The sequence below is a fragment of the Streptomyces sp. NPDC052721 genome (assembly GCF_040678315.1).
Lineage (GTDB): Bacteria > Actinomycetota > Actinomycetes > Streptomycetales > Streptomycetaceae > Streptomyces.
This window is the reverse complement of sequence record NZ_JBFATL010000033.1, coordinates 35,523-49,413: the sequence shown is the minus strand read 5'-3', so window position 1 is coordinate 49,413 and position 13,891 is coordinate 35,523. Positions and strand designations below refer to the sequence as shown.

At 67.5% G+C, this 13,891-nt stretch carries 12 protein-coding genes and 1 pseudogene; 3 read left to right on the top strand and 10 right to left on the bottom strand.

What is annotated here, in order from left to right:
• Positions 1-255: 255 nt before the first annotated feature.
• Both AB0L21_RS27650 and AB0L21_RS27645 read right to left on the bottom strand, forming a co-directional pair.
• The gene (locus tag AB0L21_RS27650) at positions 256-741 is read right to left on the bottom strand and encodes a transposase (protein WP_365787072.1); all 486 of its coding nucleotides are present in this window, start codon (positions 739-741) and stop codon (positions 256-258) included.
• An 825-nt stretch (positions 742-1,566) separates the two neighbouring features.
• Entirely contained in the window at positions 1,567-1,740 is a 174-nt protein-coding gene (locus tag AB0L21_RS27645) for a hypothetical protein (RefSeq protein ID WP_365787070.1), read from the bottom strand.
• Positions 1,741-2,068: 328 nt separating this feature from the next.
• Here AB0L21_RS27645 and AB0L21_RS27640 point away from each other — a divergent pair, with 328 nt between their 5' ends.
• Positions 2,069-5,401: a type ISP restriction/modification enzyme gene (locus AB0L21_RS27640; protein ID WP_365787068.1), complete on the top strand. Its 3,333-nt coding sequence runs from the start codon at positions 2,069-2,071 to the stop codon at positions 5,399-5,401.
• Between the two features lie 174 nt (positions 5,402-5,575).
• Here AB0L21_RS27640 and AB0L21_RS27635 read toward each other — a convergent pair whose 3' ends face one another.
• A complete protein-coding gene (locus tag AB0L21_RS27635) occupies positions 5,576-6,061 on the bottom strand; it encodes an IS110 family transposase (RefSeq protein ID WP_365787066.1) in 486 nt (161 codons plus the stop codon).
• Between the two features lie 154 nt (positions 6,062-6,215).
• Here AB0L21_RS27635 and AB0L21_RS27630 point away from each other — a divergent pair, with 154 nt between their 5' ends.
• Positions 6,216-6,491: a hypothetical protein gene (locus AB0L21_RS27630; protein WP_365787064.1), complete on the top strand. Its 276-nt coding sequence runs from the start codon at positions 6,216-6,218 to the stop codon at positions 6,489-6,491.
• 258 nt (positions 6,492-6,749) lie between these two features.
• On the opposite strand, the gene AB0L21_RS27625 is transcribed toward AB0L21_RS27630, so the two are convergent.
• The 6 genes from AB0L21_RS27625 to AB0L21_RS27600 form a co-directional block, all read right to left on the bottom strand.
• Positions 6,750-6,953, bottom strand: a complete 204-nt coding sequence (locus AB0L21_RS27625) for a cold-shock protein (RefSeq protein ID WP_030052720.1) — start codon at positions 6,951-6,953, stop codon at positions 6,750-6,752.
• Positions 6,954-7,197: 244 nt separating this feature from the next.
• Positions 7,198-7,536, bottom strand: coding sequence for a MerR family transcriptional regulator (locus tag AB0L21_RS27620; protein WP_365706237.1), 339 nt, complete (start codon positions 7,534-7,536; stop codon positions 7,198-7,200).
• Positions 7,537-7,932: 396 nt separating this feature from the next.
• Complete coding sequence (locus AB0L21_RS27615) at positions 7,933-8,241, bottom strand: SCO5918 family protein (protein WP_365706235.1); 309 nt, start codon at positions 8,239-8,241, stop codon at positions 7,933-7,935.
• A 49-nt stretch (positions 8,242-8,290) separates the two neighbouring features.
• Positions 8,291-8,695 carry a CBS domain-containing protein gene (locus AB0L21_RS27610; protein WP_365787062.1) on the bottom strand — a complete coding sequence of 135 codons (405 nt, stop codon included), beginning with the start codon at positions 8,693-8,695 and terminating at the stop codon, positions 8,291-8,293.
• Between the two features lie 46 nt (positions 8,696-8,741).
• Positions 8,742-10,232, bottom strand: a complete 1,491-nt coding sequence (locus AB0L21_RS27605; protein WP_365706231.1) for a DEAD/DEAH box helicase — start codon at positions 10,230-10,232, stop codon at positions 8,742-8,744.
• Positions 10,233-10,577: 345 nt separating this feature from the next.
• Positions 10,578-10,781, bottom strand: coding sequence for a cold-shock protein (locus AB0L21_RS27600; RefSeq protein WP_006136369.1), 204 nt, complete (start codon positions 10,779-10,781; stop codon positions 10,578-10,580).
• A 1,618-nt stretch (positions 10,782-12,399) separates the two neighbouring features.
• Here AB0L21_RS27600 and AB0L21_RS27595 point away from each other — a divergent pair.
• Positions 12,400-13,608, top strand: coding sequence for a PP2C family protein-serine/threonine phosphatase (locus AB0L21_RS27595; RefSeq protein WP_365787060.1), 1,209 nt, complete (start codon positions 12,400-12,402; stop codon positions 13,606-13,608).
• A gap of 183 nt (positions 13,609-13,791) precedes the next feature.
• Here AB0L21_RS27595 and AB0L21_RS27590 read toward each other — a convergent pair.
• Positions 13,792-13,890, bottom strand: a pseudogene (locus AB0L21_RS27590) (sensor histidine kinase); the annotation flags it as partial.
• Position 13,891 lies beyond the last annotated feature (1 nt).

The window sequence follows — 13,891 nt, the reverse complement described above, 5'->3', positions numbered from 1 at the left end:
TATCACCCGCCTGTCACACAGCCATCACCAACTGGGCGGCCCCTCACAGACCAATGGGCCCTGACCTGCTGTTTCATTACCGTGCTGGACTGGCATAGACGCCCCCGGACGATCTTTACAACCTGTGCCACGTGGTACCCAGTGAGGGACCCAGGATCAGGACCGGAGCGTCTTCTGGCCCGTCGAAGCGGTATTGCAGGGTGTTCGGGGGTGTCTCACTCACGCGTCAGACCCTCTCACGTCTCACGGACGCCTCTATAACGGGGGGACGCTGAAAGCCGTCCTGACCAGGTTGAAGACCTCGCGGGCGGCAAACCGCTTGAGGCATCGGATGATCTCACGTCGGGTCTTGCCCTCCTGGGTGCGGCGTCCGTAGTACGCCTGGGTGCGCGGGTCGACACGCAGGCGGGTCTGCACGATCCGGTGCAGGGCCGCATTCGCTTGCCGGTCGCCGCTCCGGTTGAGGCGGCGGTACTGCCGACTGCCCGAGGAGCGCTCGACGGGGCTGACCCCGCACAGCGCCGCGAAGGACGCCTCACTGCCCAGGCGTTCCGGGTTGGCCCCGATCGTGATCAGCAGAGTGACGGCTGTGTCCGGACCGATGCCGATGACCTCGAGCAGCTTCGGAGCGTGGCGCTCCACCAGCCGGGTCAGGCGGCCTTCCAGCTCCTGGACCTCTTCGCTGAGCTGCCTGATGCGCCGTGCCAGCAGGCACAGGGTGACGTGGGTGGCGTGGAGCACCGATCCCTCGCCAGCTCGTGGTTCAGGCTGTCGTCGACGAGCCCTGCGCAGGTGCGGATGAGCTCTGCGTTGCCCAGCCCGGCCTGTTCCTCCCTCAGCTGCGGATCGGCACGGATGAGGACGGCCTTGAGCTGGTTGATCGCCTGGGTGAGGGCCTTGACCGGCTTGCAGCCACGTCAGCTCGCTCGTTCGGACGAATCGAGTCGAAGCACCGATCGTCTACCCACGGAACTGACACCATGCCGCCGTCGTAGGTCACTTCGAGTCGAAGGGGGACCATTGGAACGGCGGGTCAATGAGCGGCAGCTCTCGGTGTTGCAGTGGGTGGAAGCCGGGTGCCCTGCCGGCGTATGGGAGACCAACTCCTACAAGACCACCTGTCAGGCACGGCACAACCGGGGCCTGGTCACGGTCTCCCGGAAGGCCGGGCAGTGGAGCGTCGCTCTGACTAGCGCCGGCCGGCACTACTTGGTGCACGGCACGTACCCTCCCCACGGATCACGCCAGCGGAAGCCCCAGGCCGCCACTCCACGCCCCCAGTCCGCCCGAGGGGGGCAACTCAGGCCGCCCTGCGGAAGCCAAGCCCTCCCTCACAGCCTCGTGTGACGCTCACGGAGCAGTTGTTACAGGAGCTCGCGGAGGCCGACGGCAGGATCGTCAAGAGCGGCAAGGGTCCCGACTTGGAGAAGTGGCCGTCCCGCGTCGCCGCCGCACGCAGATCCGGAAGGGTTCCGGCGACGAAGGAGCTGTACGGAAGCTGGTGCAGCGGCGGCTACGAGATCACCCTTCCTCGGGCACTGGAGCCCCTACGGCCCCTGAGCCGCGCTAGCGGGCGCGCACCGACTGGGTGGCACTCAAATGATCATCCGTGATCTCAGACAGAACGGCACGGCCTCGTCGCACGCAATGTCGGATGTCGTCGACCGCGCTGAGCACCGCTGCACGGCCCAGCTCGCGGGTGGCGACGTGGTCGATCTCCGAGAGCAGCAGCGGGGACATACCAGAAGCCCCCGCAGCCATGATGGCTTCGTTTGACGCACGCACGCTGCCCCCGCGATCGCCCCAGCGTGCCGGCAGATCGCCGTACCGTCCACCGATTGCGCTCCGCACGTTGACCCACGCCCGGGACGCCCTCCCGGCTCACGCTCCAACCGACCTCCGTACGCGGGGCTTTGGCGGCTTGTCACCAATCGACCTACATCCACTGGTGTTTGCTGCTTGAGATGCCATGGGCATTCTGTATGGGTCTGATCGTCGGCGTGGGTGCAACCTTGGGGGGCCGATGGCAAGAGGGGACGTCTGGGCGGGAAAGGGCACGACTGGATCAGTGGCGGACCTCGTTGCCCAGTTCGGCGAGGAGGTCAGGGCCAAGCTGCGAGGTCCCGCAGGGGCGGTCAGCAGTAAGGAGGACAGCCTGACCGCGCCGGTGGAGCATCTGCTGCGCGGCATGGCCTCGCGGCAACGCCTCAAGCTCATCGTCCACGGTCAGAGTCGCATCAAGGAACTCGGGATCCGGCCCGACTTCGCCATCGCCTGCGGCGGCAGGACCATAGGGCACGTCGAGTTGAAGCAGCCGGGCTCGGGGGCCGATCCGGAGAAGTGGTCGGTGAAGAGCCACGACCGCAAGCAGTGGGAGAAGATCAAGGCACTCCACAATGTGCTGTACACCGACGGATACCAGTGGGCGGTCTACCGTTTCGGCCTACAGGTCGGCCCGACGGGGATCCTGGCCGGAGACCTTGATTCCGGTAGTCGGCAACTCGTCGTCGCGGACACCGGGTTCGAGCGTGCCCTCACGCACTTCTTCCTGCCAGCGCCCATCGTCCACAACAGCGTCAATGAACTGGTCAAGCGCATCGCGGGAATCTGCGCCCTGCTGCGTGACGAGGTCACCGAGCGGCTCACCCGCGAGGAGCACGGGGAGGCTGACGCTGCGTTCTCGATCCTGGCCGACAACTGGAAGGACCTGCTCTTTCCCGATGCTCGCCCGGAGGAGTTCGCGGACCAATACAGTCAGACGCTGACGTTTGCCTTGCTGCTGGCTCGCCTTGAGCACATAGATCTGGGCAGGCTCACGCTTCCCGAGGTCGCGATCCGACTGGGCAAGCGGCATTCCTTGATGGGCAAGGCGCTGGCGGTGCTGACGGACGACGCCCTCGACGATCTGCGGGGCATCATCGACCCGCTGATCGACGTCTTATCGGCCGTCGACCCCGAGATGTTCAAGGACGAGACCGGAGACGCCTACCTCCACCTGTACGAGGGCTTTCTGGGCGCCTACGACCCGGAACTGCGGCGGCGGACGGGTACTTACTACACGGCTGGCGAGGTCGTCCGCTTCATGGTCGGCTTCACCGACGAGGTGCTGCGCGACCGGCTCGGCCAGGAGGACGGCTACGGAAGCGAGGACGTCACCGTCGTCGATCCGGCCATGGGCACCGGGACCTTCCTCATCAACATCATCGACCACGTCGCCAAGTCCCTGTCACTGAAGTACGGCAGCACGCTCAAGTCCGGGCTACTCCGGGAGCTCTCGGGCCGACTGGTCGGGCTGGAGAAACAGACCGGGCCGTACGCCGTCGCCGAACTCCGTGTGCACCACGCCTTCCGGTCCCACGACGCCGACATCACGCGCCGCCCGCCGAGGCTTCTGGTGGCCGACACACTCGACGATCCCGCCGTCGAGCACCACCTGGGCTTCATGTACGAGGCGATCGCCCGCCACCGCCGAATGGCGAACAAGATCAAGGCGGACGAGAAGGTCATGGTGGTCATCGGCAATCCGCCCTACCTGCGGGGTGCGAGACAGTCGGGCGTCGGACGCTGGATCACCGAGGGCAACCCGAACGGCCAGGGCCCGATCCTCGCCCGCTTCCACCCAGAGGACAACGGACGCGTCGGATACGCCCTCGACAACCTCTACGTCTACTTCTGGGCGTGGTCCACCTGGAAGGTATTCGACCAGTTGACTGCCTCGGGAGCGCCGAAGGCCCCCAGCGGGATCGTCGCCCTCATCACCAACTCCGGGTACCTGGACAGCGAGGGATCGGCCGGCATGCGCCACTACCTGCGCGAGGCCGCCGACGAGGGCTGGGTCATCGGTCTCTCCCCGGAGGGCGCCTACTCCGACACGCGCACCCGTGTCTTCCAGGATGTTAAGCGGGAGATCTGCATCGCCGTCTTCGTCCGCCATGGCGCCCCGGACGCGTGTACACCGGCGCGGGTCTGGCGACTTGACGTCCCCGCGGGCACACGCGAGGAGAAATTCAACTGGCTGGAAGGGCTTGGCCTCGACGGTCATCGCGACGGGACCTCCTGGCAACTATGCCCCACACAGTGGACCGCGCCTTTTCACGTCCTGTCCGACTCCGAGTGGTCAGCAATGCCACCGGTGGACGCCCTGCTGCCCTGGACGAGCTCCGGCAACAAGAACAACCGCAGCTGGCCCGTCTCACCCAGCCGGGACGTCCTGGAGAGCCGGTGGCGCAGGCTCGTCCAAGCCCCAGCGGAGGACAAGGCCGCCCTGCTGAAAACCACCAGAGACCGCCGTCCGGATAAGCCGGAACCGCCACTGCCCGGGCAGCAGGAAAGGGAAAGCCTTGCCGCGGAGAAGGAGATGGTGCCGGTGATCGTTCCCTACGGCCGGATGACCTTCGACCGGCAGTACATCATCGCGGACAGGAGAGTGATCGACTTTCCGCGACCGGCCTTGTGGTTCGCCCACAACGACCAGCGTCAGATCTACCTATCCGAACTCCACACGGAATCAGGCCGTCCGGGGCCGGCGGTGAGTTTCACTGCCCTGCTGCCCGACATGCATCACTTCAAAGGCACCGAAGGCGGCCGCGTCGCCCCTCTCTACCGCCACCCTCACCAGGCTGAACCAAACGTCACCCCTGGCCTGCTGCGTCTTCTCACCAAGACGCACGGCGTGACGGTCACCGCCGAGGACCTCTTCGCGTACATCGCGGGAACGACCGGCCACAGCGGCTACACCCGCCGCTTCGCCGCGAACCTCGCCGAGCGCGGTGTCCGTATCCCTATAACACGCGACCCGGCTCTATGGGCGGAGCTCGTGGAAGTGGGCAGGCGCACGGTGTGGATCCACACGTACGGCCAGCGCTTCGCCTCCCACCACGACAGTTCACCTGGCTCGGCCCCGAGGCTTCCCCCGGAGGAACAACCGGAATGCGTCGTCGTGATCGGAGAGGACGACGGGTTACCTGCGGACATCTCTTACGACGCGTCCACGCGAACCCTCACGGTGGGCACGGGCTGCATACGTCCGGTGGCGCCGGAAGTCTGGGACTATCGGATCGGCGGGGTGCAGGTGATCCGCAAGTGGTTCAGCTTCCGCAAGCGCAAGCCAGACGTGGAACGACAGACCCCGTTGAACGACATCCTGCCCCCGACCTGGCCTGCCCGGTGGACCGTTGACCTGCTTGACCTCATCAACGCGCTCGGACTCCTCGTAGCCCTCGAACCCCGACAGGCCCGGCTGCTGGACGCAGTGAGCAGCGGCCCGCTCATCAGCACCGACGACCTACGGGGCGAGGGCATCCTGCCCGTACCTGCCTACGCAACCAAGGAACCGAAACCGCCGCGGAAGTCTCGACGCGCCCCCGGCCCTGGTCAGGAGAGCCTCGACTTCTCGGACTGACACCCGTCCGGCCTGAGTGCCTGACGCCCGCGACATCAACGGAATATTTGCACGACGACGCCCCGCCGCAGCAAGCCAGCGGGGCGTCGTTGTATCAGGTCCCCGTCTACGCAGGACCCCCGCCCGAGCGATCCGACGGGAATCCTCACCTGTCACGAGCGGCCACAGACGCCCCTATAATGCGGGGGCGCGGGAAACCGGTCCGACCAGGTTGAACACCTCGTGGGTGGCATATCGCTTGAGGCTTCGGATGATTTCGCCTCGGGTCTTGCCTTCCTGGGTGCGGCGTTCGTAGTACGCCTGGGTGCGCAGGTAGTGGCGCAGGCGGGTGAAGACGAAGCGGTGCAGGACCGCGTTCGCCTGGCGGTCGCCGCCGTGGTTGAGCCGGCGCGTGCTCCGCCGGCCGGATGAGTACGCGATGGGGCTGACTCCGCAAGGGGCAGCCAAGGACGCCTCGGTGTTCAGCCGATCGAGGTTGTCTCCCATGGTGATCAGGAGCGTGACGGCGCTGTCCGGACCGATGCCCACCCGCTCGAGCAGCTGCTGTGCGTGGCGTACGACGAGCCGGGTCAGGCGCTGGTTCAGCTCATCGATCTGCCCGGTGAGCTGCACAACGCGCTCGGCGAGCATGCGCAACGTCAGGTAGGCGGCCTGGGCCACCGCGTTCCTCCTTGGCCGGACCAGCGGTCCGTGCTGCTGCCTCGGGCTGCTGGCCGCGCTGCCTGCCCCCACCGCGGCAGGAGAGCGCTTCTGGTCGGACCTGTGGAGGTCTTCGGGCACCGCGTACCTGCTGCCCGTCAACATCAAGGATCCGGTGCTGCGTTCGCTGGCAGGAGAGGGAACCGCCCTGGCCCGGCAGATCCTCTCGGCCGTCGATGAGATGACCCCGCCCCAGCGCTTCGCGGCCGGCGAGGTGATCGGTCAGGCCCTCGTCGAGTCCGACCATCTGCCCGACCTCAAGACACAGGTCATCGGAGAACTGTGGCTCCGAGATCTCGAGCTCACCGCCTGGCGCGTCCTGAACGCAGACCGCAGGTCGGACGATCCGGCTGGACGGAAAGCCTTCCTCGACGCCTGGACGAGCGTCTGAACGTCGGATCCTCCAAGCCGCACGGTCGCCGCGCCAGACATGCGGCTCCCGTGCCCGACGACGCTTGCAGCGACTGAGGTCCGGAAGTTCCAGGCCGAAGTCGCAACGGCCCCGGGCCTCCACAGACCAGGGGCCGCGCAGCCATTGCTGCGCGGCCCCTGATCCTGCACCGGCCCGGCACGAGAGCAGACGCCTTCGCCCAGGTGGGCGGCAGCCACCGGACGCGGCGTGCGCGATCCCTCGAGCAGGTCTGCGAGGTCAGGCCAAGTTGATGTTCTCGGCCTGCGGGCCCTTCTGGCCCTGGGTGACGTCGAACGTCACGGCCTGGCCCTCCTGGAGCTCACGAAAGCCGGTGGAGTTGATCGCGGAGTAGTGCGCGAAGACATCCGGGCCGCCGCCGTCCTGGGCGATGAAGCCGAAGCCCTTCTCCGCGTTGAACCACTTCACTGTTCCCGTTGCCATGTCTTATGCCTTCCAGTCGATGAACGCCTCCCACTCCACGTGGCAGACGGAGGTGATCGCCCTGGTTCCTGCGGCACAGCACAGCAAAACGCCCACACCAGAGGCGTGAGCAAGGGGGAATTCCGAACCACGACAGCTGACCCAGACGTTACACGCCCACACACCGCGTCACCACAGGAAAGGATCGCTCCGCACACCGAGACCGTGCGTGCGATGCCTGCCGGCGCTGACGGGCACGCTCATCTCATTCTGCTGCCATCGGGTTCACTGATTCGGCGGCGCGGCGATACTCGGCGTTGATGCGCTGGGCGTCCTCGAGCTGGTCTTCGAGGATGACGATCCGGCAGGCGGCCTCGATGGGAGTCCCGTGGTCGACGAGTTCCCGGGCCCGCGCGGCGATGCGCAGTTGGTAGCGGGAGTAGCGGCGGTGGCCGCCTTCGGAGCGCAGGGGGGTGATCAGGCGGGCTTCGCCGAGGGCGCGGAGGAAGGCAGGGGTGGTACCGAGCAACTCGGCGGCTCGGCCCATGGTGTAGGCGGGGTAATCGTCGTCGTCGAGACGGCCGAACGTGTCGTCTGCTGTCATTGCACCTCTCTGTGGAACGCGCGAGGGGCCCTGGCGCCGTACTGGCACCAGGGCCCCGAAGGAACTACTACACCATCTGCCGGCCCTGATGCTGCACCGGGCCTCTGTTTCCGTGGTCACCGGAGGCGCTGACATCAATGGTCGATTGGCTCTCGCGGACACGTGAAGGCAGAGGGTGTCGGATGTACTGACGGATTTCGCCCGCTTGGACGAATTCACCGCCGGCACTTCCATGCCACCCGGATCCCGCAGGGCACCCCGGAGGCCCCGAGACAGGTGGGAGATACCGGGTTGCGATCGAGGAAGTCAGCCCCGCTGCACGTAGTGTGGGCCCGACCGGCGTACCGGTCGGGCCCACACTGCTGGTCAGGCGACGGCTCGTGTCTGTCTACCCGGTCAGACCGTGACGGGGGAGCCGAGCATCGCGGAGGCGTGCTGCATCGGGCTCAGAATGCCCGGGGGCGCTGTCTTGGGAACGGCGCGGCAGGTGAAGCCGAGCTGAGTCATGGCCCGCAGGACTTCGGCGGCGCTGAAGTCTCGGCGGTCCTGGCGGGTGATGACTTGGCCGACTTGCTTGAGGGGGTAGTGGCGGCGGCCGATGATCACCGAAGCTCCGGTGACCGGTTCGGGCTTGATGCCCTTCATCGATTCCAGCACTCCGCCCCTGGTGAGCTCGAAGGGGAAGCGGGCGATGACGCAGCGCATGTGGCCTCACAGGGAGAAGGGAAGAACGGTCCGATCAGGGGCGAGTGTTTCAGCGGGAGAGGGCGAGGACGCCCAGGCCGCTGCCTTGCTCGTCGACCACCGGCAGGACACCGAGCCGACGGGAGCGCGTCTCGTGCTCGGCTTCGGCCATCGTGGTCACGGGTGAGGTGGACGATCCGTGGTCGCCGAGGATGTCGCGCAGGCGGACACGGTCCGTGTAGTCGGAGCTGTCACGGACGGCGGCGAGTTCGGTACGGGTGACCAGGCCGGTGCGCTGGTCGTCCTGGTCGCAGACGACCAGTCGGCTCGTGCGTGCGGCGGCCATGACGGCCAGCGCCACCTCGACGCTCATGTCGTCACAGACCTGCGGTCCGGCCGCTTCCATGCCCTTCTCCGCCGTCCTGTGCGCGGGGTTGGCGTCCGCCGGGCGGGGCTGCGTATGAATCAGTGTCAAAAGGTGCCTCCTGCTGAGATGGGCCGGCTTCCTGATCACGAAGGTTCTATGCCACCGTGTCGAGGACGGGCTGGCGTACGCGGGCGCGCCGGGTCGCCGAGGAAGGGCGGCGTCGGCCTCGGGAGGTGGCGCCGCGCTTGGGACGTTCGACCACCGGTGCGGTGATGACGACCGGGATGCCGGACGGGGCCTGGGCGCCGGTGATCCGGCTCAGGGCCTCGTCGCCCGAGCGGATCTGGGTGGTCCGCGGCCGGATTCCGGCGTCCGACATGAGGCGGACCATGCTGCGGCGCTGGTTCGGCGTGACGAGCGTGACGACGCTGCCGGACTCGCCGGCGCGGGCGGTACGGCCGCCACGGTGGAGGTAGTCCTTGTGGTCGGTCGGCGGATCGACGTTGACGACCAGGTCGAGGTTGTCGACGTGGATGCCACGCGCCGCGACATTGGTCGCCACCAGCACGGTGACGTGCCCGGTCTTGAACTGCGCCAGCGTGCGGGTGCGCTGCGGCTGCGACTTGCCGCCGTGCAGCGCGGCGGCGCGTACCCCGCTGTTGAGCAGCTCCTGGGTCAGCCGGTCGACGGCGTGCTTGGTGTCCAGGAACATGATCACGCGGCCGTCGCGGGCGGCGATCTCGATCGTGGCGGCGTGCTTGTCGGCGCCGTGGACGTGCAGGACGTGGTGCTCCATCGTGGTGACCGCACCGGCCGACGGGTCGACCGAATGCACGACGGGGTCGGTCAGATAGCGGCGCACCAGCAGGTCGACGTTGCGGTCCAGGGTGGCGGAGAACAGCATGCGCTGCCCCTCCGGGCGCACCTGGTCGAGCAGCGCGGTGACCTGGGGCATGAAGCCCATGTCGGCCATCTGGTCGGCCTCGTCCAGCACGGTGATGCCGACGTGGTTCAGCCGGCAGTCGCCGCGGCCGATGAGGTCCTTGAGCCGGCCCGGTGTCGCGACGACGACCTCGGCTCCTCCGCGCAGCGCGCTGGCCTGCCGGCCGATCGACATGCCGCCCACCACCGTGGCCAGCCGCAGCCGCACGGAGCGGGCGTACGGGGTGAGCGCGTCGGTCACCTGCTGTGCCAGCTCACGCGTGGGTACGAGGATCAGCCCCAGCGGCCGGCGGGGCTCGGCACGCTGTCCGGCGGTGCGGGCGAGCAGGGCGAGGCCGAAGGCGAGGGTCTTGCCGGAACCGGTGCGGCCGCGGCCCAGGACGTCACGGCCCGCCAGGGAGTTCGGCAGCGTCGCTCCCTGGATGGGGAACGGTGCGGTCACACCCTGCCTGCCGAGTTCGGCCAGCAGCTGCTCGGGCATGTCGAGATCGGCGAAGCCCTCGACGGCGGGCAGCGCGGGGGTGATCGTCCTGGGCAGCGCGAACTCACCTTGCACCGCGGCAGGCCGACGGCCGTAACCGCCGGAGCGGACGGGGCCGCCGGTACGGCGCGGTGCCTGCGAGCCGTAGCCGCCGCCCCTTCCGGCGTCGGCACGGCGGTCACGGGTGCGGGCGGGGCGGTCGTTCGTGTACGTGCGGTTCAATGCGGAACCTTCCTCGATGTGGCACATATCAAGGAATTCCCGCTGCGATGAATGGCACGGAGAATTACAAGTATGGACCGGTGGCAAAAGAAAGCAGACCTGGCCGGCGAAGACATCCGTGGGCACAGGTGCTGAAATGGGTGACGCGATGGGGCCTTGCGATCCGGGCGCCGGCTGTGGTGCAGCGCTTCAGGCTGCGTCTGCACCCTGAGGGAGGAACCGCTTGTAGTGGTACTGCGGATTCCTCCGGGGCGTCCCGCGGGTGAAAGCCGCTGCGGGATACGCATGCAGCTGGGGCCCGCACCCCGAAGGATGCGGGCCCCAGCTACGGATTGCGCGTGAGCGTCAGGCCGGAACGATGTTCTCGGCCGTCGGGCCCTTCTGGCCCTGCGCGATGTCGAAGGTCACCTTCTGACCCTCGAGCAGCTCACGGAAGCCCTGCGCGGCAATGTTCGAGTAGTGGGCGAACACATCGGCGCCGCCGCCGTCCTGCTCGATGAAGCCGAAGCCCTTTTCCGCGTTGAACCACTTCACGGTACCAGTAGCCATGTCATATCTCCTTTGGGGCAGTGCATCGGCGTCCGCACCACGCGGACGCCGTGTCGCCGCGATGATCACCCCGCCCGGAAATGACCGGAAATACAAAAGTGCTACCGACCGGCAGAAGCCTGGTGGGAGCACCTGAAGTTTCGGGAACCACAACTGCAACTGAGATAGACAGTAGCACGCCGGAGCGGCCCGTGTGCGGTGGATAATCCCACTCTGCTCTTCGCGGCAAAAACTCCCACTGCACGGCCCCCAAAAATCTGATCCCTCGGGAACAGATATTGATTCACTCGGAGTTCAACGTCTCAGGAAGAGCTGCCAACCGGCACGCTGCGTGACGGCCGCTGCCGCCCAGGAAATGCAGCTTCGAGACTGTGGGGATGACCAGGCAGCGGCTGCCGTTCCCGGTTCCGGATGAGCGAGCCCACCTCCTCAGTGCGGGTGAGGCGTCTGGTCATGAGGGTGATGGCGGCCCAGGTGATCAGGCTCTCGGACTGCTGGATGAACCGTTCGTACCCGCGCATGCCGACGGGACGTCTTCGTGTACTACTCCGACAGAGTGGCCAGGCAGGCCGACGGTGCGACGTGTGCCGGTGACCGTCGGCTGAAGCGCCCGCTTGCATGACATCAGCCAACCGGGCCGATAGGTCAGAGCACTTCTTCCAACCGTGTTCGGTCCAGATGGTTCGCCCGCAACGGTGTAGCGGCTGCCTCAACGATGGGTCAGTCGCGCCACCAGGAACAGGCCGCGGCCGTCTTCGTCCGTCCACCGGGCCCGTCGCAGATGCGCATGCGTCTGGCTGGGATCGGAGACCTCGCAGATCACACGTTGATCCCGAAGCAGCCGCAGGCCCACTGGGGCGTCGCCGTAGCGGATGGCGTTGCGGTCTGCACGATCACTCTCATGCTGTCGTTGCTCGCTGCACGGCCTGCCTGGTCACGGGCGAGCGCGGTGAACCCGTCCGAGGCCGTCCACCGCACGACACCCCGGTCGCCTGCCCACGAAGCACGATCATGCCACCGGCCTGCACAGTTCGGACGGTGGGAGAACGCGGTGGACCCAGGACGACGGCAACCGGCGGGTGGGCCACGCCTGGCCCGGCCGGACACACCTGGACGGCTCCCGTCCTGCGAGCAGGAAGGGAGCCGTCCAGGTGTGTCCGGAGACGTTGTGCCTTCAGCGGGTCGCGTGACGGTGCGAATGCCGGTTGCCGGTGACGAGGCGGTAGAGGGCGAGCAGGATGACGGAGCCGGCGATCGCGGAGTAATGATCTTTCGGTCGGACACGCGGGTGCCAGCTTTTGGGATCGGGCGTCGCCCCCCTCCACTGGCAACCAAACCTGGCCGAATAGGGCCGCACCGGCACCGCGTCGAGCAACCACCGTGGACCGGAGCGGCATCGCCCGTTCCCGGATCGCTCGCCCTGCAGTCGACATGCTGTTTCCTCCGCATCCCATGTCCGCCGACGCACCGGCCGCACGATCTCCCACGAACGCCGCCTGACGAAGGCAGGACGTGCTCGCGCCGATCTGCAATGCCGCCCTGACCAGGTAAAACGGGCACAATAAGTGAGGTTGCACAGACTCGGGGAAGGAGGTGCGGCAACCGACAGGAGGTTGCTGTGAAGGGTGGAGATCTGGAACTGGGCGAGTTGCTGGCCGCTGCGGAAGCGGCCCCGCCCGGTGAGTCCGTCGACGTGGTGGCACACGACCTGCAGAAGCGGTTCGGTGCCGAGGCCGTGTCCTTCCTGTTCGTCGACCTCATCGGCCAGCGGCTGGTGCGCCTCGCCGCGACCGGTGACAAGGCCGCCGACCCTGGCGAGCCGATCGACCTGCAGGGCAGCGTCTACGACAGCGTTCTGCGAAGCCAGCGCCAGAATGTGGAACCGGACGGCCAGGGCGGACGACGCGTCATCACGCCCGTCACCAACCGCGGCGACTGCGTCGGCGTCCTGGAGGTGAGCCTGCAGTCCGCAGACGACACCGTGCTGCGCCAGGTCCGCCACGCGGCCCACGCGCTGGCCTACATCATCGTCACGGACCGCCGCTTCACCGATCTGTACCACCAGGGCCGACGCACTACCGAGACCAGCCTGGCGGCGGAGATCCAGCACCAGTTGCTTCCCTCGGCCTCCTGCTGCGAGGCGGCCCAGTTCACTCTGGCCGCCGGACTGGTCCCGGCCGACGACATCGGTGGCGACACCTACGACTACACGCTGGACCGCGACACTCTGCACCTGTCGATCACCGATGCCATGGGTCACGACACGGACTCTGCTCTGTTGGCCAGCTTGCTGGTCGGCGCGCTGCGGCGGGCACGTCGCAGCGGCTGTGACGCCCTCAAGCAGGCCCGCCACGCCCACGAGGCCCTGCTGAGCCACAGCCGCGGCCTGGCCACCGGACAGCTGCTGTGCGTCGACCTCGCAACGGGCCTGTGCGAACTGGTCAACGCCGGCCACCCCCGGCCCCTGCTGCTGCGTGACAACACCGTCGAAGAGGTGAAACTCGCCGTCAACCTGCCCTTCGGTGTGGCGGCACCCACCACCTACCGCCTACAGGAGCTACTCCTGAGACCCGGGGACCGCCTGGTCCTGCTCACCGACGGAATGCAGGAACGCGGTGCCGCGGCCGTCGACCTGGCCTCGGTCATTCACGACACCCGCGCGCTGCACCCGCGAGAAGCCGTCCGGACCCTGACCGCCGCGGTGCTCGACGCCTGCCACGGCAACCTCAAGGACGACGCCACGGTCCTGATACTGGACTGGCACGGCAATAGCGGCCGTCCGGCCGGACCGAGCCCCGACCCCGCAGCCATGATGGCCTACTCCTGAGTCCCTACTGGCAGCGGGCCTGCTCGACGGTGGGGTGGCAGGGGATGAGCACGGCGATGGCCAGTCACCTTTGAGCGTCACTCACGTGCCGGTGAGCGGTGGGGAAGACGTTGATCGGTAACGCTCTCGAGCGTGGTTGATACGTGGCCCGGCCGTGATGCGGTGTCGCGCGAGTCCGCCGCCGTGGATCTCGCAGACGATCCGGTCGCTCTCGGCCCAGATCCGCAGCGTGCCCGAGCCGGCGCCGTGGACGACGCTGTTGGTGGTCAGCCCCGCCACCGCG

Bases quoted from the DNA above. Each gene is read 5' to 3' on its own strand.
- AB0L21_RS27645 (WP_365787070.1), bottom strand. From the start codon at position 1,740: ATGTCCCCGCTGCTGCTCTCGGAGATCGACCACGTCGCCACCCGCGAG.
- AB0L21_RS27625 (WP_030052720.1), bottom strand. From the start codon at position 6,953: ATGGCAACGGGAACAGTGAAGTGGTTCAACGCGGAGAAGGGCTTCGGC.
- AB0L21_RS27620 (WP_365706237.1), bottom strand. From the start codon at position 7,536: ATGACAGCAGACGACACGTTCGGCCGTCTCGACGACGACGATTACCCC.
- AB0L21_RS27615 (WP_365706235.1), bottom strand. From the start codon at position 8,241: ATGCGCTGCGTCATCGCCCGCTTCCCCTTCGAGCTCACCAGGGGCGGA.
- AB0L21_RS27600 (WP_006136369.1), bottom strand. From the start codon at position 10,781: ATGGCTACTGGTACCGTGAAGTGGTTCAACGCGGAAAAGGGCTTCGGC.